The sequence below is a fragment of the Lacihabitans soyangensis genome, from assembly GCF_024343775.1.
In the GTDB taxonomy this organism is placed as follows: domain Bacteria; phylum Bacteroidota; class Bacteroidia; order Cytophagales; family Spirosomataceae; genus Leadbetterella; species Leadbetterella soyangensis.
Map to the genome: position 1 here is coordinate 1 of NZ_RJUF01000180.1, position 21,564 is coordinate 21,564.

Consider the following 21,564-nt stretch of genomic DNA (forward strand, 5'->3'; position numbering starts at 1 on the left):
TTGTATATTCCAGGAACTTTTCAGAGGAATTTAATGCTCGTAAATTTGCCTCTTTGGCAGGAGTTGCTCCATTTGAAATAAGCTCTGGAAGTAGTATTAACGGTGGTTTTCACGTCAATTGTTATTCTCATAAGCAGCTAAAAGGCATTTTTCATATAGCAGCAATGGCAGCCATACGGTTTAACCCGCAAATGAAGGAATATTTTGACCGAAAGAAAAAAGAAGGAAAGAAAGGTTTTGTGGCAATGAATAATGTGAAAAACAAATTGATTCATCAGATGTATGCAGTTGTAAGAACTAAAACACCTTTTAATCCAGAATATGTTTATAAAAGAGCAGCATAATTTTAAAGAAAATATTTGGATTTAAGTTAGCTATCGAAGTATATCGTTTTGATAATACGACGTAAAGCCCTCAGATACCCACAGCATATTGGTATAATTTTCATTTTCATAATCAAAGGGTCCAAGTGCTACTGGACGAAGCCTTTTAACGTTCCAAAGATGGAAATACTCATGGGCTATCAATCCTAAAAAACCAATATATTTATCTCGGTTTTCATAGGCTCCTGGACTCGTCTGACAAGTTGTTGAATTCAAATGCTCCAAACCACCGCCAATACCTTCTGCATGGTGTACAATGAAAAGATATTCTTTACAGGGATGTTTTCCGCCGAAAACACTCGCTGCGGCCTCAACTACCTTCTTATAGTCTGCCGACACTTGTTTTTTGTCATAGTTTAGTGGTTTTACCGAATAATTGGCAATGGTATGTTTCACGCCCATACTTTCGAATTCTATAATATCCTGATTCCCGATTTCGATTGGGCTATCCACCAAGGTGTCAAAATCTTGAACCTCAAATTTATTTTTCGAAACCATTGGCAAGGCCACAGACACCTTAGAGAATGATTTATGAGGAATTACCTCTAAATGTGATTTTTGGTTCATAAGTTCTTTTACAAACATAAAAACTGCTGCACCGTTGGCATAGCCATGTGAATCGTCTAGGTGGGCATTTCTTACACTAAGTTCGTAGGCATAAACTCGGTATTTTACCTCAATTTTTGGGGTATTTCCAAAAAATACCCTCCAGGTATTTTTAGAGGTTTTTTGATATTTGAGCCTTCCCTTTGGAGAATTTGCCTCAAAACCCTCTACATTTTTTGCGTATTCCCGAATGAGGTAGGAACCTGGGGTCCAAGTTGCCATTTTAAAATCAACAAAGTCTTTGAATTCTGTTTTATCAGCCAAATTGAGTTCGATTTTAACTTCAAAATAATGAGTGTTCGGCTCTGGCATGGACAATTCGTAGGTCATACTAGTGTTTTTTAGGGGTTCTGATTTATACGTTGAAATGGCATAACTTGTTCCAAATGAGAGGAAAAGGAGCAAAAAAGCGAGATTCTTTGATTTCATTGATGAAAAATTTTGATTTTATACAAAACTACAATTTTTAATTTTTTTAGACGTTTTGTACCAAAAAAATGTTTATTGAGAGATTTAGAATTGGCTTTTTGAGAAAAAAAGCGAACAATTTCCTAAATTTGACAAATTTTACTAGAAAAAATCCCTTATGAAAATCAAATTCCTGATAATATTCTTCGGATTAATAGCTCATCAAATTTCAGCCCAAAACACCCTAAGCTATACCCAATTAGAGGCCCACTATAACAATGGTATAGAGTTATTCGAAAAAAAAGCCTACTCAGCCGCAAGAAAGGAATTACACACGTATGTTTCGCTTTCTGAGAAGTCGCTTAATCCCAACAAATTCAATATAGCAAATGCTGAGTATTATTCTGCATTGTCTTCTTTGTATTCGCAAGCCAAAGATGCTGACATAGAAGTGGAGCGTTTCGTCGTAAAAAATCACGAACATCCCAAAGCTAAGTTGATTTTCAATGATTTGGCGAAAAGCTTTTTTAATAAAGGAGACTACGAAGGTGCAATAAAGTACTTTGAAAAGGCCTTGGCCAATCGTCAGGACAATTTAGATACATACGAAATTCGCTACCAGCTTGCATTGTCTTATTATCAATTAAAGGATTTTAAGAATGCCCTAAAGCAATTTGATTATGTTAAGGGAACAGTGGCCCCCAATGCCATCAATGCAGCCTATTATGCAGCAGTCATCAATTTCCAAAATGAAAATTACGATTTGGCTATTATTGACTTGAAAAGGGTGGAGAATGTAAATCCTTACAAGACAGAGGTGCCAAACTGGATTGCACAGATTCTCTATCGTCAGAAAAAATATGATGAATTGCTGAGCTATGCCGAACCGATTATAGCCAATCCTAACGGCAGAAAAATCGACGAACTATGTCTTTTGACGGCTGAGGTTCATTTCTTCGAAAACAATTTTGAAAAAGCTGCAGCTTATTACGAGAAATTCAAGGGCTTTAGACGAGGAACTATTTCTGATCAAGTGACTTTCCGCCATGCATACAGCCTTTACAAAGTTGAAAATTATGAAAAAGCAGCTTTACTATTTAAAAATTTGGCTGCTGCAAATACCGAACTTGGTCAGCAATCTGCCTATTATTTAGGAATAGCTTCTCTTAGAGGTGGGGATTTAAACTCAGCCATGGCGGCTTTTGATGCCGCACGTAAACAAAATTTTGATAAAGCTATACAAGAAGAAGCCAACTATAATCACATAAAGGTTTTGGTGGAGAAAGGAAATAACCAACAGGCTATAACCGATCTTCAGGCATATATAAAGACTTATCCAAACGGTAAGTACATAGATGAAACCAATGAACTTCTTAGCGAAATTCTTTTTGAGACTAATAACTACGCATCGGCCATTACCTATATTGAAGGTCTTACAAGAAGAACCACAAAAATAGATGAAGCTTACCAAAAACTGTGTTACAACCAAGGTGTTCTCGATTTTAATCTCGAAAAATTCGAATCTGCGATTACATATTTTAATAAGTCATTGAGCAAACCCATCAATAGTAATTTGGCTCTGCAGGCTAAATTCTGGAAGGCCGAATCTAATTATCAGTTAGAAAAGCCTGAAACTGAAGAATTATATCGTGAACTATTAAATTCTTCCGACAACAAATTACGGTTAAAGAGCTTATATAGTTTGGGTTATTTGTTTTACAATCAGAAGAATTATAAAAAAGCCCAAGGTTTTTTCGAGGAATTTAGGACAAAAGCAAAAAGCGAAATGAGTCTCTCTCAAAACTACGAAGACGCCTTGGTTAGGCTAGGAGATTGTTTTTTAGCGAATAAAGATTACGGCCAAGCTCTTAAAAGCTATGATTTAGCTCTTCAAACCAACAAAACCGACAAAGACTACGCCATGTACCAAAAAGGACTCACGCTGAAGTTTTTAGGACGTGACAGTGAATCAAAAGAGGTTTTTGAGAAGTTTAGTAAAACATTCAGCTCTTCCAGACTAATTGATGATGCCTTGTTTCAGAACGCAGTCTTAGAAATGGATAAAAGCAACTATGCCGCGGCAGTTTCTATTTTTACTGATTTATTGAGGAAAAAACCGAACAGTGTTTTGGTTCCTCAGGTTTTGCTTAAAAGGGCTCTTTCGTTTTCAAATATTGATAGCCACGACAAAGCTATAGCTGATTATAAGGTAATTATCAATAAATTTGGAAAAACAGAGTTTGCCGAAGAAGCACTTTTAGGTATTAGAGAATCTTTGAATGCTACCAATAGGAGTGAAGAGTTCTTCGAAATAGCCGAACAGTTTAAAACCAACAGTCCAGGAGGTAGTTCTGTTCAAAACCTTCAGTTTGACTCAGCTAAGGATCTATTTTATGCTGAAAAATACGACAAGGCGATTCTTTCACTTCAAAGTTACTTAAAGGCATATCCAACGAGTACTTCTGCAAGCGAGGCAAATTTCTTGTTGGCAGAATCATATTACTTACTTGGAAACAAAAAAGATGCCCTCAAATATTACAACGAGATAGTTTTGGCCAATCAGGTAGAATATTTGACCAAATCTGCCATGAGAGCTGGTTCTATTAATTACGAAAACCAAAATTATGAAGAGGCCATTCAGAGTTACTTACAAGTGGTTGGTTCTACCTCAAATCAAAGAGAGATTATTCTAGCACAAGAAGGATTGATAAAATCGTATTACTTTAAAGGAACTTACGATAAAGTAATCGAATACAGTTCAAAAGTTATTCAGGAAGGTGGAAATACCGTTCTGGGAGCGAAAAACAGAGCAATGCTCTTCAAGGCGAAAGCCCACATGCAGAAAAAAGAGTTTACTGATGCCAAAACGGGCTTTGAAGCCGTTATAGCACTTGCAAAAGACGTCTCAGGTGCCGAAGCCAAGTACTACCTTGGAGATATGCTCTACAAACAGAAACAATACGACGCCTCCATAAAATCACTTCAAGAGCTCGCTAATTATTTTTCAGATTTTGTTTATTGGTACGAAAAGGCGTTTTTACTTATCGCCGATAACTATCAAGCCAAAGACGACAGTTTTATGGCAAAGGCCACTTTGAATTCCATTATTGAGAACTCAGAAAACAAAGAGACTATAGAAACAGCTAAACAAAAATTAAAAGCCATCAAATAAATGAAAATTCAGCATTTTAAAACCATAATAGTTCTGAGCTTCATTTCCACCTATGCTTTTTCGCAGAAACCGGTGGTAAATGAGGAAATAAATATAACCAAAGACAGAGAAGTGGTTTTGCCAAAAGCCAACAGAATCATTGATAAGATACCCCCTGTAGTTACCGATAAGAAGGAAAAGAAGATGTCTTATGCTTTTTTTGACCGCAAACCTACAGCAGTTGAAGAAACGAAGTTTGTTCCCAATGTGGTAAGTCCTGTTTCGAAAAAAAGCACCAACGAAGATGTGATAGGTTACAAGAACTATTTCAAAGTGGGTCTGGGTAATTTCGGTCGTATATATGCTGAAACGTATATCAATTCCGATCAAAACAAAAAGTTTGTTTACGGCATATCTGGTCTTCATAATTCAACAAAACGTGGACCAATTGATGCCGAAAACTCTGCCACTTCACTGAGCAAGATTTCTGTTGATGGCAAATATCATCAAAAAAACTATGAATTGAAGTTGGATATGGGCTATGAAAATCGTGGTTACTATTTCTATGGTTATGATACGCTTACACAAAATGACTATACCCAACAAGACCTCAGACAAAGGGTAAATTTGTACAATTTCACGGCTTCGTTTGAAAATACCAACCCAAAACCAAAAGTGGATTATTCGTTAACAACAGGCATAAAAACACTTTCTGATTTTTATAAAGCCTCAGAAATTGATTGGGGAACTCAATTTAAGGCGTATTTTCCTTTGGTAGAAGATAAAGTAACGGCTCTCGTGGCTGGAGAGGCATATTTGACCCAACGATCAGATAATTACTTTGAGTTAGATAATGTCAGAAAACGTAATCTTTATAGAGTTGAACCAGCTTTCCGATTCGATTTTGGGAGAATTTCGGCCAAAATTGGCTACAAAGCGGTTAACGAATACGAACAAATAGAAAGAATAAATACAACCAAAGGATTTCCTACAGCCTCCATATCTTATAAAACACCTTCATTAACTTACTTTTTTATCGGTTTTGATGGCGATATCATTAGAAATACTTTGCATTCTTTTCTGAATGAAAACCCGTTTCTTGTTCAGGCAGTTAACTTGAAAAATACATATAAAAATCAAGATTTTTATATCGGTAGCCGTGGAGAGTTGTACAGTGGTATCAGTTTCAACACCAAAATCTCTTATGGGAAATACGAAAATCTTTATTTTTTCAATAAATACGAAGGTTTAACAGACACTCCTGCTGGCCAGCCAATAAGCGTGACCAAGTTTCAAGCTGAGTATGAAGATGCAATCACAGACTTCGTAAATGTTTCGGCTGAAATAGGGTATTCAAATTTTGAAAATTGGAAATCTAACTTAAAACTAGACTACAACTATTACGAGACCGTAAAATTCACAAAACCTTATCATCGGCCTGCGTTTACTAGCAGATGGGGTAATACTTTTACGCTAACCAATAAACTAGTGTCGTCTGTTGATTTATATTATATTTCAGGTATTTATGCCAAGGACTTGGAGTTGAATCAGCCAGTAAAACTGAAAGATATAATTGATGTGAATGCCGAATTTACCTATTTATTCAGCAAACAATTCTCAGCTTTTGTAAAATTAAACAACATTGTAGGTCAAAATTATCAGAGATATTACAATTATCCGCAATTGGGGCTTAACTTTGTTGCAGGCATAAACGTAGCCTTATAAATTTTACTAATAAATGCATAGCATTCAGCATGATATACACCATTTTATCCAAGAGCAGGATTTCTTAGTCTTGCCGGGCATTGGTTCATTTCTAGCTGATTATTCAAAACCTTATTTCGATAAAACCGGAGAAATCATTTTGCCGACAAGGTCACTGGTGTTTAATCATTTGATTGATAGAGATGTAGACGACAAATTATTCGGATTGCTTTCTAAAAATCTCAATCTTCCCATAGAACTTGTAAAATCAAATTATTACAAATTTCTCAATCATTTTAGGTCTAGTTTGGTACTTAATAATAAGTTTGAGTGGGAAAGTCTTGGTACTTTTTACAAAAACGAAAATCAAGAAATAGTTTTTTATCCAGAAAGAAGGCCTGAAAATCTTGTAGAAGTTGTTGAAAATCCAAAGGCAGTAGTTAGTAATTTGGTCGAGAAAGAATTTAATAATAGCTATGTTAAAGAAGAATTTGAGGCAGAACCAAAAGAATTCTTGTCCTCTAAACCCAAAAACTATTTAAAACTTCTATTGTACCTGGTGCCTTTGTTTATTATTACAAGCACTTTGGCATATACCATTTTCATAAAACCACTCAACAAAAAGTCTGAGAAAAAGAATATGGTTGAGGAGATTGATTCCTTGTCTAATCTTCAAAAAGAAATACTTTCTGATTCTGATGTTGCATTAGAAGATGAAAGAGTGATTTCTAAAAAAGACAATGAAAGAACAGAAACCAAGAAGAAATCAGAAAGAAGTGAAAACGATAGACAAGATTCGTCCCGAAAGAGCCATATCGTAGGTATTGGAATTTTTAAGGTGAAGGAAAATGTTGATAATTTAGCAGCATACTTAGCCGAAAACGGAATTCCTGCTCGAGTTAGACGCTTCGGTGGTAAATACAAACTATTTGTTACGGCAAGTTCAGAGGAACAAGCTGATGAGTTTGTGAAAAAAATTGAACAATTAACCGGCGAAAAAGCCGTTTATGAGAATAATTAAAGATTATTGATTGTGGAAACATTTAACGATATCGAGAAAGATAAGTACCAGGCCAAAGCTGCGGGTATAAGCGTTGTACTTTATGCTTTTATTTTGTTATCACTATATTTAATAAAAATAGCCTATGAGCCTGTTGCTGAGCCCATTGCATTGGGAGTAGATCTAAACTATGGAGTAGATTTAGTAGGGTCTGGTGATATTCAAACCACAAACAAAGCTAATCCATCAAAAAATAACTATGATGTAAAACCAGCTGAAAATAAAGTGGTTAGTAAACCAACGCCAACAAAAGTCGTTGAACCCAAGCCAGTTGCACCGGCAGTGAAGACTCCACCTGCACCCTCAAAAATATTGACAGCGGATGAAGATTCTAAAGTCACAGTTAAAAAGCCTTCAGAAACCGTAAAACCAAGTGCTAAACCCTCATTAGAAACATCCAAAACAACAACTACTGCTAAACCAGCCACCAATCCTACACCACCTCAACCACAACGTACGGTTGACAATGGATCTCTATTCAAAAAACCGACCTCTGGTACTTCAGGATCAAACGGAACTACTGGTACTCGGTCTGGAGTGGGTGGAAATAACAATGGAGACGGTAAACCCGGTGAAGTAGGAGACAAAGGCGACCCAAGGGGAACTTTAGACGGAAAAAGTTTATATGGTAACCCGGGCAAGGGAGGTGGTAGTAGTGGTGCGTCAGTGAGCATCTCAGGTTGGAAAAATAAAGGTCCGCTTAACATCCCTAAAGATAATTCTAGTGAAACTGGAAGAATTAGATTTAAAGTAGTTATTGACGAAACAGGCGAGGTGATTGCAATTTCTGTTCAAGAAAGCTCACTAAGTCCGTCCATAACAAACTATTACAAAGAGCAAATAAAAAGAAAATTAAAAGCAAATCTTATTCCTGAAGGAAATCCGAATGGAAACTCCAATGGTACAATTACCATAAATATTACGAGAGGAGCATAACCGCCATGACATATTTAGAAACGATTGAGTACTTGTATTCTCAGCTACCAGTATTTCAAAAAATCGGCAAAAAAGCCATTAAACCCAAACTCACCAATATTTCAGAATTGTTAGAGGCATTGGGTAACCCACAAAATGACTTCAAAAGTATTCATATAGCAGGAACAAATGGAAAGGGAAGTAGTTCGCACTTTCTGGCCTCGATATTGATAGAAAGTGGATATAAAGTTGGTCTTTACACGTCGCCGCATCTAAAAGACTTCAGAGAAAGGTTCCGTATAAACGGACAGATGGTGCAAGAATCCTTTATAGTGGACTTCGTTGAGAATCACTTAGAATTAATTAAAAAAATAAATCCTTCATTTTTCGAACTCTCAGTCGCTTTAGCTTTTAAGCTTTTTAGTCAAGAAAAAGTTGAAATTGCCGTGATAGAGGTCGGACTTGGAGGAAGATATGATTCTACTAATATAATTAGCAATGTGATTCTGTCATTGATTACTAATATTGGTTACGATCACATGGATATTCTAGGTGATACATTATCAAAGATAGGCTATGAGAAAGCTGGAATTATTAAAACGTCAATCCCAGTAGTTATATCAGAGTTTCATACCGAAACCTTTCCCGTGTTTCAATCTGAGGCCCATTTGAAGAATACAGAGCTTATTTCCGCCTTCGAAAAATTTGAAATCCTCGCCGAGAAGAGTGATTTGGAGGTTCTGCAGCTCAAGTTAAAAGACAAAAATACCGATGATGTGTATGAAATTCAGTCTGGTCTGGTTGGGGAATATCAAAAGAAAAATATTATCGGGGTAATGGCAAGTGTGAATTTACTAATAAAATTAGGATTTCAAATATCTCCGAAAAATCTTTCTGGTGGCTTCAAAAATGTGGTGAAAAATACACAATTGAAAGGTAGATGGCAGATTTTAGGTAGAGAGCCGTTGATAATATGTGATACAGGGCACAACGAGCATGCCTTAAAAGTTACGATTAAGAAATTATCTGACTTCAATAAGGCCAAATTACATTTTGTTTTGGGCTTTGTAAAAGACAAAGATTTGGAAAAAGTTTTGACCTTATTTCCTCAAGATGCTTACTATTACTTTACAACTTTTGATTCATTTAGGGCACATTCGCCGTCAGACCTGCAAACTGAGGCGATCAAATATGGTTTGGATTCAACTATTTACAACAATGTAAACGAGGCCTTAAACCATGTTAAAACCATCGCTAACCCAAAAGATATTATCTTTGTTGGTGGAAGTACGTATTTAGTAGCAGAATTAAACAATTTATAGACTTGTCAAGAAAGAAACAACATCGATTTGAGCACAATACTATGGCAGATAATGTCATAGAAAGAGGTAAGGAACTCTATACCTCGATAAAAGGAAAATGGAACGAAGTCTTTTTTAAAAATGCCAATCCCATCACTGTTGAATTGGCATGTGGAAAAGGAGAGTATACTGTCGGATTGAGCAAGCAATTTCCTGAAATTAATTTTATTGGAGTTGATATAAAAGGCGACAGGATAGCCAGGGGAAGTAAAAAAGCCATGGAATTGAATTTGTCAAATGTGGCCTTTCTGAGAACTGGAATACAATACCTAGACGAGTTCTTTGAGCCTGAAGAAATTGACGAGCTATGGTTAGTACATCCAGATCCACAACCAAGAGATAAAGAAGAGAAAAGAAGGCTTACTAATCAGAAATTTTTGAATTCGTATAAAATTTACTTAAAAAACGAAGGTATTTTCCATTTGAAGACCGACAGTGAGTTTCTTTTTGATTATTCACTTGAAGTTATTAAGGCTGACTCAGATTTTGAACTGCTGGATTATACACACGATTTATATAACTCTGAATTAAAAGAGGGGCATTATGACATCGTGACACATTATGAGAAATTGTTCAATGAAAAGGGTGCAACTATTCATTACCTCAAAGCAAAACTCATAAAAAAAGCCTCATAAGAGGCTTTTTTTTATGAACTATATTCGTAGAAAGATTATTTAATCAATCCTGCAAAATACTTAACCGTACGAACCAATTGTGAAACGTAAGACATTTCGTTATCATACCAGCTAACTACTCTAACCAATTGTGTATCTCCAACAGATGAAACCTTAGTTTGTGTTGCATCGAATAAAGATCCATAGCTGATTCCGATTATGTCGCTACTTACTATTTCATCTTCAGTATACCCAAAGCTTTCATTAGCAGCTGCTTTCATTGCGGCATTGATTTCAGCTGCGGTGGTGTTTTTACCTACGATAGCTGTCAATTCTGTAAGAGATCCTGTAAGTGTAGGAACCCTTTGAGCAGAACCGTCTAATTTGCCTTTCAGACTTGGCAATACCAAACCTATTGCTTTCGCAGCACCTGTACTATTCGGTACAATATTTTGTGCAGCAGCTCTACCTCTTCTCAAATCGCCTTTGGCGTGAGGAGAATCTTGCGTATTTTGGTCATTTGTGTAAGCGTGTACAGTGGTCATTAAACCGTTTACTATACCAAACTCCTTTTCCAATACTTGTGCCATTGGAGCCAAACAGTTGGTTGTGCAAGACGCACCGCTAATAATAGTTTCAGAGCCATCCAAAACATCATGGTTTACGTTGAAAACGATTGTTTTCAAATCACCAGTTGCAGGAGCAGAAATTACAACTTTCTTAGCTCCAGCCTTTAAGTGTGCCGAGGCAGACTCAACGCTTGTGAAGAAACCTGTACATTCCAAAACTACATCAACATCATGCTCACCCCAAGGAATCAACGAAGGATCTCTTTGTGCATAAATATTAATTGTCTCACCATTTACGATTATCGCACTGTCGGTTGCTTCAACTTTCTCATCGAAACGACCTTGAGCAGTATCGTACTTAAGTAAATGAGCCAATGTTTTAGGGCTAGTTAAATCGTTGATGGCTACTACATCTATACCTTCCATGTTGTAAATCTGACGATAAACTAGTTTACCAATGCGACCAAAACCATTAATTGCTACTTTGACGTTCTTCATTCGTTATAATTTTTTTGTAAAAAAAAGATATGCAAAATTATAAATAATATAAACCAATAACAATTTAAGACCTAAGAAATTAAAAAAAACGGTGAGTAGAGTACAAGAATTTACAATTAAAATCCTGATTAATGCAATTGCTAAAGAGGGGAGAGGGTATTAGTCACATTAGTAAATAAATTACTTAAATACTAACGAGAATTACTAATGCTCTTTTTTTATATTTGTATTTTAAAAGCACAAAACAGAATAAAATTCGGCTTAGTAATCTATAATTTCCAGAATTCAACATTTAGTTGTTTTTCAAGGTATTAACGGTACAAAATCAGTATTTTAAATCATTTTTGGCTGAGTTTTAATCAATAAATAATTTCTATAATTTTTACAAATGGAAGAACTAGAAAAGGTAATTTTGGCAGCGTGGGAAAATCGTGAGCTTCTTAAAGATGCTTCAGTAGTAAATGCAATCAATGAGATAGTCAAATTAGTAAACGACGGCGAATTACGCGTTGCTAATAAAAATAGTGAAGACAAGTGGATTACTAACGAATGGGTTAAGAAAGCGATTATTTTGTATTTCCCATTAAGGCATATGGAAGTTCAAGAAGTTGGAATTTTTGAATTTCACGATAAAATGCAATTAAAAAATAATTACAAAGCTTTGGGAGTTCGGGTAGTTCCTCCAGCTGTTGCCCGTTACGGATCTTATATAGCTCCTGGTGTAATCTTGATGCCAAGCTATGTAAACATTGGAGCATATGTAGATAGCGGTACTATGGTTGATACATGGGCTACGGTAGGTAGCTGTGCACAAATCGGTAAAGATGTCCATTTGAGTGGTGGTGTAGGCATAGGAGGCGTACTTGAGCCAGCACAAGCTTCACCAGTGATTATTGAAGACGGAGCGTTTATTGGTTCAAGATGTATTGTTGTAGAGGGTGCCCATATTTCAAAGAGAGCTGTTCTTGGGGCTGGGGTGACTATTACTGGAAGTTCAAAGATAATTGATGTAACTGGTCCAGAGCCGGTTCAATACATCGGTTTTGTTCCTGAAAACTCGGTGGTTATCCCTGGGACAATCACAAAATCATTCCCTGCAGGCGATTACGGGGTGCCATGTGCTTTGATTATTGGTAAAAGAAAGGAAAGTACAGACCTTAAAACTTCACTTAATGAGGCTTTAAGAGAAAATAACGTAACTGTATAAGTCTTTTAGTTTACTTTGGAGCAATTAAAAAAAGGGCAATCAATTCGTTGATGCCCTTTTTTGTTATTTATTGAACGGATTGTGTAGCACGATGTTATTAGTGATAGCATGTAAGTCACACAAATGTAAATTGGTTTTAAACTAACTTCCAAATCTTTTCTAGAATTTTTTTTTCTTAAATTTTCTGAGCTTTTTTCAAATCTTAGAATAGTCATATAGTACTATTTATCAGTAAGTTACAAGTTTACAAATGTTATTTTGGTTAAATTTGCAAATGTAAATTTTAGTATTTACATTTGTTTAAAATATTAACAGTTGTTAATTTTGAATAGTTTACTTTTGTAAATATGAGCCTCAGAGAAAAGATAGAATCACTTATTATTGGTCTTGGTTTAACCTCAACAAGGTTTGCGGATTACATTGGTGTGAATCGACCAATCATTAGTCATATACTTTCTGGTAGAAATAAAGCCAGTTTAGAGATAATACAAAAAATTGTCTCTAAATTCCCCGAATTAGGCTTCAATTGGATCTCAGACGATGAAGAATTGGATATGGATATTGTGGCTCAAATCGTTAAAAATAAAGATTTTAACGCACTATTTAGCAGTTTTTATTCTTCTCGAGAATCGAATGAAAATAAATCGCCTGACAATGATACAGAAATATTGAATTCTCAGGCGTTTAAAAATGGTAATAAAACAATACAAAAGATTGTTGTGTTTTATACTGATAACACGTTTAGCACTTTTGATCCTTCTTAAGATGTGATTGACAATTCCTACAATGATCGATCATAGTTTCCTTTTTTAATATTTTACATTTTGTTAATTTCATGGGAAGCTTCGTAACACTTAACTATTTTCCTTGCTTAGGGGGAACTTCTGAATGGCTTAAATTACTTGTCTTTTTACATTGTAATAATTTTCAATTATTACTGAAAGTACTATCAATATCACGTATTTGATTATATTCATTTTTTGTTATATAATTTATATTATGTTAAATAGTACTTTTGAATTAAAGGCCACCCTTTTAGAGTGGCCTTTATAAGTCTATTACAGAACACTAATTATTTATTGCACTGCTCTAGGATTCTTTCTAAGTTTTTCAAATTCTCCAAAACCAAATCATCGTCTGCTTTCAAAGATTTACACTTGTCGAAATAAGGTTTCGATGCAGCGAATTGTTGACATACTTTCAAATCTATTTCTTTACCACCTTGCGTTTGATATGTTTTCATATCCATTGCATCCACTGCTTTCTTTGTTTCAACCGCCTCATTGAAATAAAGAACTGCCAAATTGAAATTCGCATCATAATTGTTCGGATCCATTTCTAAGGTTCTCTTGTAATATGAAAGAGCTTTGTCTTTGTTCTCCTTAAATTTTGCCTCTAGAGCTGGAAGTTTTGCAATGTCCGAATTACCCGACATACTAGCTTTCTTGCTTTCAATTTCACTACTTATTTTAGCTATACCCTCCTCTATCGCAACTTTCTGGCTAGTTACTTCCGCAATTCTCTTCTTCGTGGCGGCAGCTGTTTTTGGTTCCTTTTTCATTTTAGCTGTAAGTGTAGCTATTTCGCCTTCGTAAACAGAAAGTTTATCTTTCTCAGATGCAAGTTTCTTTTCTAAGTCTGCTGTACTTCCTTTAGAAACTTGGTCTCTAATTTTTTGTATCTCATTGTTTAATTCTTGAGCCTTGCTATCGTACAAAAGAGCTAGGTTAGACATATTCATGCTGTTCTTTCCGCCATCAGCAGCAACCATCTTCTCCAAATCAATGATGGCTCCTTCAATATTATTTGAAGAAATATAAGTATTGATAATTTCATTTTTCAAATCTTTATCATTCGGATGAATTTCAGATCCTTTTTTCAATATTTCTACAGCTTCCGCGAATTTTTTCTCAATTTTATAAATTTGAGCCAAGCTGTAGAAAACAGCTGGGTCTTTTCCTCCATTCGCAAAATAAGTCTTGAAGCTTTGAATAGCCGCGGTGTTATTGCCTAAGGATTGGTCAACTATTCCTGCATACAATGCAGCTGTAGAATCTTTATCATTAATTCTTGAACTTTGACCAAAGAATTTACTGGCCATTACCATGTTTTTCGAATTGTAATAGGCAGCTCCTTGCTGTAAAAATCCATCACCTAAAGCTTTAGACTTGAGTATATCTTCTATTTCTTTGGTCTTCTTACCACCGGCTGCTTTTTCTACTTCCAAAGCTTTTACATAAGTATCGTAGGCTTTTTGAGTTGCCATAGAATCAGAGGTACAATTACGACCAAGATCCAAATAGGCATCGCCTAACTTGACCCATGTTGCACTTTTTACACTTTGCTTGGCGTTTTGGGTGTTTTTTAGACCCTTTTCTACTGCATCGACATATCCTTTACAGGCTAGTTCTTTCATAGGATCTGCCTGAGCTGATGCATTGAGGGCCGTAAACCCTACGAACGATGCTAAAATAAGTTTTTTCATTTTTTGATATCGAGTTTTGTTTATCATTAGACTTAAAAATACTACTTGGTTTATTTTCTTTTTTAAATTAACAATTCATTAATCTTCTGTTTCCTCAGATGATTCTTCATCAGACGGTTCTTCTGCATTGTTTTCAGGTGTCGAATCCCCAACTATTGGACTTGTACCTTCTTCTATCACGGTTGCTTCTCCTTCTACTATTTCTTCATCATCTTCTCTCACAATCCTTGTTACGGAGGCTATACCATCTTTATCACTTAGTTTGATGAGTTTCACTCCTTGGGTGTTCCTACCCATGATTCTCAGGTCTGAAACATGAATTCTGATGGCAATTCCCCTGTTTGTAATGATCATTAGGTCGTCTTCGTCAGTTACTTCTTTGATAGCCACTAAATTGCCCACTTTATCCGTGATATTGAGCGTTTTAACACCCTTTGCTCCCCTTGAAGTAATTCTATAGTCTTCAATGTCAGAACGCTTTCCAAATCCGTTTTCTGAAACAACCAGAAGTTGAGCGTCTTCTCTACCAACACAAATCATACCTATTACGTAATCATTGTCAGCGAGTGAAATTCCTCTTACCCCTGTTGCACCACGTCCCATTGGTCTGATTCCGGCCTCATGGAATCTTACGGCCTTACCTTGGCTTGCTGCAATAATGATGTAGTCGTTACCATTGGTCAAAGCTACATCTATCAGTGTATCTCCATCGTTAATGTTGATAGCTATAATACCATTTTGACGAGGACGTGAGTAAAGCTCCAGCAATGTCTTCTTGACAGTACCTTTTTTGGTACACATTACGATGTAATTATTTTTGATATAATCTTCATCTGTCAATGTTTTCACATTCAGAACGGCCTTGATTTTATCATCTGACTCAATGTTAATGAGGTTCTGAATTGCTCTTCCTTTCGAGGTTTTGTTGCCTTCTGGGGTTTCGAATACCCTTAACCAAAACAACTTACCTTTTTCTGTGAAGAATAAAAGATAATTATGGTTAGTGGCCATAAACAAGTGTTCCGTGTAGTCTTCATCTTTGGTTTTAACACCTCTTGAGCCAGTACCGCCTCTACCCTGGGTTTTGTATTCGGCCAGGTTAGTTCTTTTGATATAGCCCTGACTTGAAACCGTTACAAGCATTTCATCATCAGGAATCATATCTTCGATATTGAACTCCCCTCCCACCATTTCAATTTTTGATCTACGAGGATCACCAAATTTGGTCTTAAGGTCTTGAAGGTCAGACTTTATGATGTCTTTTTTCTTTTCTTCAGAAGCCAAAATGGCGTTTAGTTCATCTATCAATTCTTTGATTTGCTTATATTCTTCTGTGATTTTATCACGCTCAAGTCCGGTTAATCTCTGCAATCTCATGTCGAGAATTGCTCTGGCTTGAATTTCGGACAAATTGAAGTTGGTCATTAAACCTGCTCTGGCTTCATCTGGGTCTTTTGAACCTCTGATTAAGGCAATAACTTGGTCTAAATGGTCCAAAGCAATCAGTAAACCTTCTAAAATGTGGGCTCTTTTCTCAGCTTCTTTAAGTTCATACTGTGTTTTACGTGTGATTACCTCCATTCGGTGCTCAACGTAGTACTTTATTAAATCTTTCAGATTTAAAGTAACTGGTCTGCCTTTTACCAAGGCTACGTTGTTGATACTGAACGAAGACTGAAGCTGGGTATATTTGTAGAGGTTGTTAAGTACTACATTAGGTACAGCATCGCGTTTAAGGTCGTATACAATCCTCAAACCTTCTCTATCTGATTCATCTCTTAGGTCGGAAATACCTTCGATTTTTTTCTCATTGATGAGTTGAGCTGTTTTTTCTATCATATTGGCCTTGTTTACCATATATGGTATTTCAGTCACAACTATTTGCTCCTTTCCAGTTTTCGAAACTTCAAAGTTGGCAACAGACCTGATAACGATTCTACCTCTACCAGTTTCAAATGCAGATTTTACACCGCTGTAACCATAAATGATACCTCCAGTTGGGAAATCAGGAGCTTTGATGTGGTTCATCAATTCTTCTATTTCGATTTCGGGATTTTCAATGTAGGCCGTGATGCCATCCACAACTTCGTTAAGACAATGAGGAGCCATGTTTGTAGCCATACCCACCGCTATACCAGATGTTCCGTTAAGTAATAAGTTTGGGATTCTAGCTGGTAGAACGGAAGGCTCTGTGAGTGAGTCGTCAAAATTGGGCTGGAAATCAACCGTTTCTTTGTTGATATCTGCCAACATTTCCTCAGCAATTCTACGCAAACGTGCCTCTGTGTAACGCATGGCTGCTGGTGAGTCGCCATCAACCGATCCGAAGTTTCCTTGTCCGTCCACCAAGGGATATCTCAATGACCATTCTTGGGCCATTCTTACCATGGTGTCGTACACGGATGAGTCACCGTGTGGGTGATATTTACCCAAAACTTCTCCAACTATACGTGCGGATTTTTTATACGGTCTGTTATGAAAAACGCCCAATTCGGACATTCCATAAAGAACTCTTCTGTGTACGGGCTTAAAACCATCTCTAACGTCTGGTAATGCACGGGAAACAATCACTGACATTGAATAATCAATGTATGCTCCCCTCATTTCATCCTCTATATTGATTGGGATAATGGTACCGTGGATTCCGGCACCTAACTCTTGATTTTCGCTTTCTTCTGCCATAAATTGGGGTGAAGGATTCTAAAAATATTTAGTAATTAAGATTCTTTTAATTTCTTTCAAAAATACAAATTTCTCTCAAAATATGCAATCATTTTGCCAATAAATCGGGTCTTCGGAGGGTAGTTCTTTCAATGGATTTATCGAGCCTCCATTCGTTGATGAGTTTTTCATTTCCCGACAATAAAACCTCAGGTACCTTAGTGCCTTCAAAGTCAGCAGGACGGGTGTATACTGGAGGTGCCAACAGGTCGTCTTGAAATGAATCAGTTAAGGCCGATGTTTCGTCATTTATAACCCCTGGTATAAGCCGCACAATAGCATCTGTAAGTACCGCCGCTGCTATCTCCCCGCCGGAAAGGACATAATCGCCTATAGAGATTTCTTGGGTAACAAAAAGCTCTCTTACTCTTTCGTCAATACCTTTGTAATGTCCACAAATGAGCAGTAGATTTTGCGTAAGTGAGAGTGTGTTTACTGTTTTTTGGTTGAGTGTTTTGCCGTCGGGTGTTAGATATATGATCTGATCATAAATGGTGTCTTGCTGTAAAGATCTTATGAGTCTTGCAAGGGGCTCTATCATCAGTACCATACCAGCACCTCCACCATATTGATAATCATCTATTTGGCGATAATTTCCTGTACCGAAGGTTCGTAAATCGTGGGTGTTTATTTCAACAAATCCATTCTGAATGGCATTTTTTACAATCGATTGAGAGAAGAAACCGTCGATAAGTCCTGGCTGGCAAGATATTATGTCAATTTTCATAAATCTTATTGATTTAAATAAATATCCAATAAACCGTCTGGCAAGGTAACATGAATACGCTTCTCGGTATGGTCTACTGCATCTAAGAAATTATCGATGATAGGAATCAAAACCTCAGTTTCGTTGATATCGACAGCAAATAGGTCTTGACCTGTACTTTCATATATAGCTTTTAGCTCACCTAAATCTTTCTGAGAATTATTATCAAATATTTGATAGCCAATTACTTCATGATAGTAAAACTGTTTGCCTTTAAGTTTGGGTAATTTTTTTATGGGCAAATAAGCCTCAGCATCGATTATAGGTTCAGTGGCTTCTATAGAATTTATATCTTCGAATTTGACGATAGATTTCTTACCTCTAATCTGCAATTCTTCAATAATATAGGGCACCAATTGGCCTTTGATTTCTAAAAAAAGCCCATCTAGGTCAATATAGTTTTCAGGAATATCAACATCTAACCATATGGTTACCTCGCCTTTTAATCCGTGAGGTTTGGTGATTTTACCGAGCGAAAAACATTCTGATTTTTGCATATTTTAACTAAAAAAAATCCCCGCTGTTGAGCGAGGATTATTATGAAATGCTTAATGAAGCCAAATTATTCTGCCGCAGAAGCTTCTTCAGCTGCTGTTTCCTCAACTGCTGGAGTTTCTTCTGCTACTGTTTCTTCAGCTACAACCTCTTCTTCAACAACTGGAGCTGAAGCGGCGATTAAATCTGCTTCGGCTTTTGCTATTGCAGCCACTTTGTCTTCTTTTTTCTTACGTTCTGCATCAAATGCTGCAGATCTCAAAGCTTCTTTAGAAGAGTTTAATTTAGCAATTTTCTGAGTTCTAATTTCTTCTTTTGCTTTAGACCAAGCCTCAAACTTAGCATCTGCTTGCTCTTGAGTTATAGCTCCTTTGTCAACACCAATCTGAAGGTGTTTTTTGAACATTACACCGTTAACACTCAAGATTTTTCTTGTAGTATCTGTTGGCTGAGCACCTACTTGTAACCAGTACAAAGCTCTGTCATTTTTCAATGTAACGATTGCTGGTGTAGCATGTGGGTTGTATTGACCCAATTTCTCGATAAATCTACCATCACGTGGTGCACGAGCATCTGCAACAACGATGTCGTAAATAGGCATTTTGTTACGACCTCTTCTTGCTAATCTAATTTTAACTGCCATTTGCTTGTTATTTTATTAATGGGAACCCGTCCCTGTTTTAAATTTGGAGTGCAAAATTAGTAATTAATTTTGAAAATAAAAAATGAAATAAGCTAATAAGCCGAATTCTGTTCTATCCTATCATTTATCTAGGGCTTTGATTGCTCAAAACCTCCATCAACCTACCCTCCGACTTGAGCGAGCTACCCTTTAGCGTCGGTTTATTTGGTCTTTCAACTCATGAGGTTTACCTATGCGTATCGTTTTACAAGTCTACCGGTGGTCTCTTACACCTCCTTTTCACCCTTACCACGCCGAAACATGGCGGTAATTTTCTGTGGCACTGTCTGTAGAGAACGAATTCTCCCCTACCCGTTAGGTAGCATGATGCTCTGTGTTGTTCGGACTTTCCTCCAAATTATAAATAATCTGGCGATAGGTCAGCTTATTTCAACCGCAATTTAGCTGTTTTACATTCCTTTTACAACTAATTCCACTTTTGCTTTGGCTATTACTGTAGCCAAGATACCGTTTTCGGCTACTTTTACTTGATCTGGGACCACCGAAAATATCTCTCCTTTCATTTTAATTCCTTTTGAAATTTCGGAATTGATAGTTTGTAAAACCGATTGTTTGCCAAATTCTATGATTTCAGTTACTGGCAAGCCAAACTCACTCTCTATCTTTTTTTCCAAGGTACCTTCCAATAACCACGCTCCTGCCTTGTGAAGAATATTTTTGGTTTTAATGTCCAATTCGGTTTTAGACAGAACAACCAGTTTTTTTACCGGATCGTAAACGGGGATTCCTTTTAGAAATATTTGGCCTTTGAAACTACCTTTGGTCGTTGTAATTAAGGACAAATACTCACCGTCGGCTTTTATTTCTAAATCGGTGACTTCAATTTTATATTTGCCGTTTTTAAAATCATAAACCTGTCCCAAAAACATGTTTTTACTAATTTTTGTGGCTTCCTCGTATGAAATAACGTTGAAAAGTTGAACCTCAAAAACATCAGAGATGGAGGAAACTGATTTTAAATTTGGAATAGTGAGGATTTGTTTAGGTGTGTAAACAGGTGTTCCCACCAAAGTTTCAACGAATATTTTGAGACCAAAGGTTGACTTTAAACTTTTGCCAACGGCCTTTAAAGGAGTGAAATATACATCCAATGGCTCCAATTTGACCCAGGTGTTATATTCTTCTGATGCTAAAAAAGGTTTTTGGGCGGTGTTCCAAGCTTCTAAAACATAAGGTTTTAAAGAGTAATTTTCTTTAATTGTCTGATCAATTTGTTTGGCAAAAGTGGCTAAATTGTTACTTATAAGCTTGCCAATAACTGGGCCAATAGGAATCTCGACATATGAATACTTCAATACAGGTTTAGTAATCCACTCATAACCAAGGCCATTGGTAATGGTTTGAATACTGTAATCAGAGGTAATGCCGAACTTAGAAGAGAACTTTAGTTTGAGTTCAAATTCTGTTGCTGGTGCTTGGGAAACGCCTAAAACCGAAATTCGCTTCTGAGCCCAAATTTTCAATGGAACTTCGTAAGTCAGTACGTCGTTAACGACACTTGTAAATATCAGATTACCTTTTCGCCAAACTTTGGCTTTCAATTCGTCGTTTTGGTTATCCTCAAAACTATTGTCCTCGTAAATGAGGTTTGGCATACCGGTGTTTATCTTACCTTGGAGGTCTTCAATCGAAATATCGATAGGAATACTAATTATGGAAGGTTTTTTTTCGAAGACTACTGGTTTTGCTGGAATTTCCGTAGGTGCTACAGGAACTTGTGAAAAAACATGGTTTACAGATAAGAGTAGGCAGAGGCTCAATAACTTGTTCAATTCGATTAGATTTTTTTGCAAAAATACAAAACGTTTCAACAAACCATTAATTTGACCATTAATCTATTTTTTTTAGCTATCTGTTAAACATTCGTAAAATAAATTAATATTAAACATTTATGGAATTAAGAATAGAATATGATTGA

17 protein-coding genes and 1 other RNA gene are annotated in these 21,564 nt (G+C 36.4%); 9 read left to right on the forward strand and 9 right to left on the reverse strand.

The features are described 5' to 3' along the window. On the forward strand, window positions 1-344 hold a 344-nt coding region (locus tag EGI31_RS18770), incomplete at its 5' end, for a transposase (RefSeq protein ID WP_255038691.1). Window positions 345-374: 30 nt separating this feature from the next. Here EGI31_RS18770 and EGI31_RS18775 read toward each other — a convergent pair. Continuing rightward, complete coding sequence (locus EGI31_RS18775; RefSeq protein ID WP_255038692.1) at window positions 375-1,418, reverse strand: M61 family metallopeptidase; 1,044 nt, start codon at window positions 1,416-1,418, stop codon at window positions 375-377. 157 nt (window positions 1,419-1,575) lie between these two features. On the opposite strand from EGI31_RS18775, the gene EGI31_RS18780 reads away from it, so the two are divergent. From EGI31_RS18780 to trmB, 6 genes are read left to right on the forward strand one after another with little or no spacing between them, the layout of a single operon-like run. Continuing rightward, on the forward strand, window positions 1,576-4,569 hold the full coding sequence (locus EGI31_RS18780) for a tetratricopeptide repeat protein (RefSeq protein ID WP_255038693.1): 2,994 nt from the start codon (window positions 1,576-1,578) through the stop codon (window positions 4,567-4,569). Next, window positions 4,570-6,273 (forward strand): TonB-dependent receptor, encoded by a 1,704-nt coding sequence (locus EGI31_RS18785; RefSeq protein ID WP_255038694.1) that lies wholly within the window; start codon window positions 4,570-4,572, stop codon window positions 6,271-6,273. It abuts the gene before it with no gap. Window positions 6,274-6,286: 13 nt separating this feature from the next. Continuing rightward, entirely contained in the window at window positions 6,287-7,273 is a 987-nt protein-coding gene (locus tag EGI31_RS18790) for an HU domain-containing protein (RefSeq protein WP_255038695.1), read from the forward strand. 12 nt (window positions 7,274-7,285) lie between these two features. After that, on the forward strand, window positions 7,286-8,248 hold the full coding sequence (locus EGI31_RS18795; RefSeq protein WP_255038696.1) for a hypothetical protein: 963 nt from the start codon (window positions 7,286-7,288) through the stop codon (window positions 8,246-8,248). Window positions 8,249-8,253: 5 nt separating this feature from the next. Continuing rightward, window positions 8,254-9,549, forward strand: coding sequence for a bifunctional folylpolyglutamate synthase/dihydrofolate synthase (locus EGI31_RS18800; protein WP_255038697.1), 1,296 nt, complete (start codon window positions 8,254-8,256; stop codon window positions 9,547-9,549). A gap of 2 nt (window positions 9,550-9,551) precedes the next feature. Beyond that, window positions 9,552-10,223 (forward strand): tRNA (guanosine(46)-N7)-methyltransferase TrmB, encoded by a 672-nt coding sequence (gene trmB, locus EGI31_RS18805; protein WP_255038698.1) that lies wholly within the window; start codon window positions 9,552-9,554, stop codon window positions 10,221-10,223. A 35-nt stretch (window positions 10,224-10,258) separates the two neighbouring features. Here trmB and gap read toward each other — a convergent pair whose 3' ends face one another. Continuing rightward, on the reverse strand, window positions 10,259-11,269 hold the full coding sequence (gene gap / locus EGI31_RS18810; RefSeq protein WP_255038699.1) for a type I glyceraldehyde-3-phosphate dehydrogenase: 1,011 nt from the start codon (window positions 11,267-11,269) through the stop codon (window positions 10,259-10,261). A gap of 388 nt (window positions 11,270-11,657) precedes the next feature. Between gap and EGI31_RS18815 the strand changes: the two genes are divergently transcribed. Continuing rightward, window positions 11,658-12,476, forward strand: a complete 819-nt coding sequence (locus EGI31_RS18815; RefSeq protein WP_255038700.1) for a 2,3,4,5-tetrahydropyridine-2,6-dicarboxylate N-succinyltransferase — start codon at window positions 11,658-11,660, stop codon at window positions 12,474-12,476. A gap of 347 nt (window positions 12,477-12,823) precedes the next feature. Then, window positions 12,824-13,240: a helix-turn-helix transcriptional regulator gene (locus tag EGI31_RS18820; RefSeq protein WP_255038701.1), complete on the forward strand. Its 417-nt coding sequence runs from the start codon at window positions 12,824-12,826 to the stop codon at window positions 13,238-13,240. A gap of 308 nt (window positions 13,241-13,548) precedes the next feature. On the opposite strand, the gene EGI31_RS18825 is transcribed toward EGI31_RS18820, so the two are convergent. From EGI31_RS18825 to EGI31_RS18855, 7 genes are all read right to left on the reverse strand, one after another. Further along, window positions 13,549-14,961: a tetratricopeptide repeat protein gene (locus EGI31_RS18825; RefSeq protein WP_255038702.1), complete on the reverse strand. Its 1,413-nt coding sequence runs from the start codon at window positions 14,959-14,961 to the stop codon at window positions 13,549-13,551. 78 nt (window positions 14,962-15,039) lie between these two features. Beyond that, window positions 15,040-17,643: a DNA gyrase subunit A gene (gene gyrA, locus EGI31_RS18830; protein WP_255038703.1), complete on the reverse strand. Its 2,604-nt coding sequence runs from the start codon at window positions 17,641-17,643 to the stop codon at window positions 15,040-15,042. An 88-nt stretch (window positions 17,644-17,731) separates the two neighbouring features. Beyond that, window positions 17,732-18,409, reverse strand: a complete 678-nt coding sequence (gene trmD / locus EGI31_RS18835; RefSeq protein WP_255038704.1) for a tRNA (guanosine(37)-N1)-methyltransferase TrmD — start codon at window positions 18,407-18,409, stop codon at window positions 17,732-17,734. A gap of 5 nt (window positions 18,410-18,414) precedes the next feature. After that, on the reverse strand, window positions 18,415-18,945 hold the full coding sequence (gene rimM, locus EGI31_RS18840) for a ribosome maturation factor RimM (RefSeq protein ID WP_255038705.1): 531 nt from the start codon (window positions 18,943-18,945) through the stop codon (window positions 18,415-18,417). Window positions 18,946-19,010: 65 nt separating this feature from the next. After that, window positions 19,011-19,586: a 30S ribosomal protein S16 gene (locus EGI31_RS18845; RefSeq protein ID WP_255038706.1), complete on the reverse strand. Its 576-nt coding sequence runs from the start codon at window positions 19,584-19,586 to the stop codon at window positions 19,011-19,013. 80 nt (window positions 19,587-19,666) lie between these two features. Further along, an RNA gene (gene rnpB, locus EGI31_RS18850) (RNase P RNA component class A) lies at window positions 19,667-20,017 on the reverse strand. 18 nt (window positions 20,018-20,035) lie between these two features. Next, entirely contained in the window at window positions 20,036-21,418 is a 1,383-nt protein-coding gene (locus tag EGI31_RS18855; protein ID WP_255038707.1) for a DUF4403 family protein, read from the reverse strand. Window positions 21,419-21,564: the final 146 nt, after the last annotated feature.

What these genes read in the sequence shown, in the direction of transcription:
- EGI31_RS18775 (WP_255038692.1), bottom strand. Translation starts at nt 1,418, where the DNA reads ATGAAATCAAAGAATCTCGCTTTTTTGCTCCTTTTCCTCTCATTTGGA.
- EGI31_RS18780 (WP_255038693.1), top strand. Translation starts at nt 1,576, where the DNA reads ATGAAAATCAAATTCCTGATAATATTCTTCGGATTAATAGCTCATCAA.
- EGI31_RS18785 (WP_255038694.1), top strand. Translation starts at nt 4,570, where the DNA reads ATGAAAATTCAGCATTTTAAAACCATAATAGTTCTGAGCTTCATTTCC.
- EGI31_RS18790 (WP_255038695.1), top strand. Translation starts at nt 6,287, where the DNA reads ATGCATAGCATTCAGCATGATATACACCATTTTATCCAAGAGCAGGAT.
- EGI31_RS18800 (WP_255038697.1), top strand. Translation starts at nt 8,254, where the DNA reads ATGACATATTTAGAAACGATTGAGTACTTGTATTCTCAGCTACCAGTA.
- gap (WP_255038699.1), bottom strand. Translation starts at nt 11,269, where the DNA reads ATGAAGAACGTCAAAGTAGCAATTAATGGTTTTGGTCGCATTGGTAAA.
- EGI31_RS18815 (WP_255038700.1), top strand. Translation starts at nt 11,658, where the DNA reads ATGGAAGAACTAGAAAAGGTAATTTTGGCAGCGTGGGAAAATCGTGAG.
- EGI31_RS18820 (WP_255038701.1), top strand. Translation starts at nt 12,824, where the DNA reads ATGAGCCTCAGAGAAAAGATAGAATCACTTATTATTGGTCTTGGTTTA.
- EGI31_RS18825 (WP_255038702.1), bottom strand. Translation starts at nt 14,961, where the DNA reads ATGAAAAAACTTATTTTAGCATCGTTCGTAGGGTTTACGGCCCTCAAT.
- gyrA (WP_255038703.1), bottom strand. Translation starts at nt 17,643, where the DNA reads ATGGCAGAAGAAAGCGAAAATCAAGAGTTAGGTGCCGGAATCCACGGT.
- trmD (WP_255038704.1), bottom strand. Translation starts at nt 18,409, where the DNA reads ATGAAAATTGACATAATATCTTGCCAGCCAGGACTTATCGACGGTTTC.
- rimM (WP_255038705.1), bottom strand. Translation starts at nt 18,945, where the DNA reads ATGCAAAAATCAGAATGTTTTTCGCTCGGTAAAATCACCAAACCTCAC.
- EGI31_RS18845 (WP_255038706.1), bottom strand. Translation starts at nt 19,586, where the DNA reads ATGGCAGTTAAAATTAGATTAGCAAGAAGAGGTCGTAACAAAATGCCT.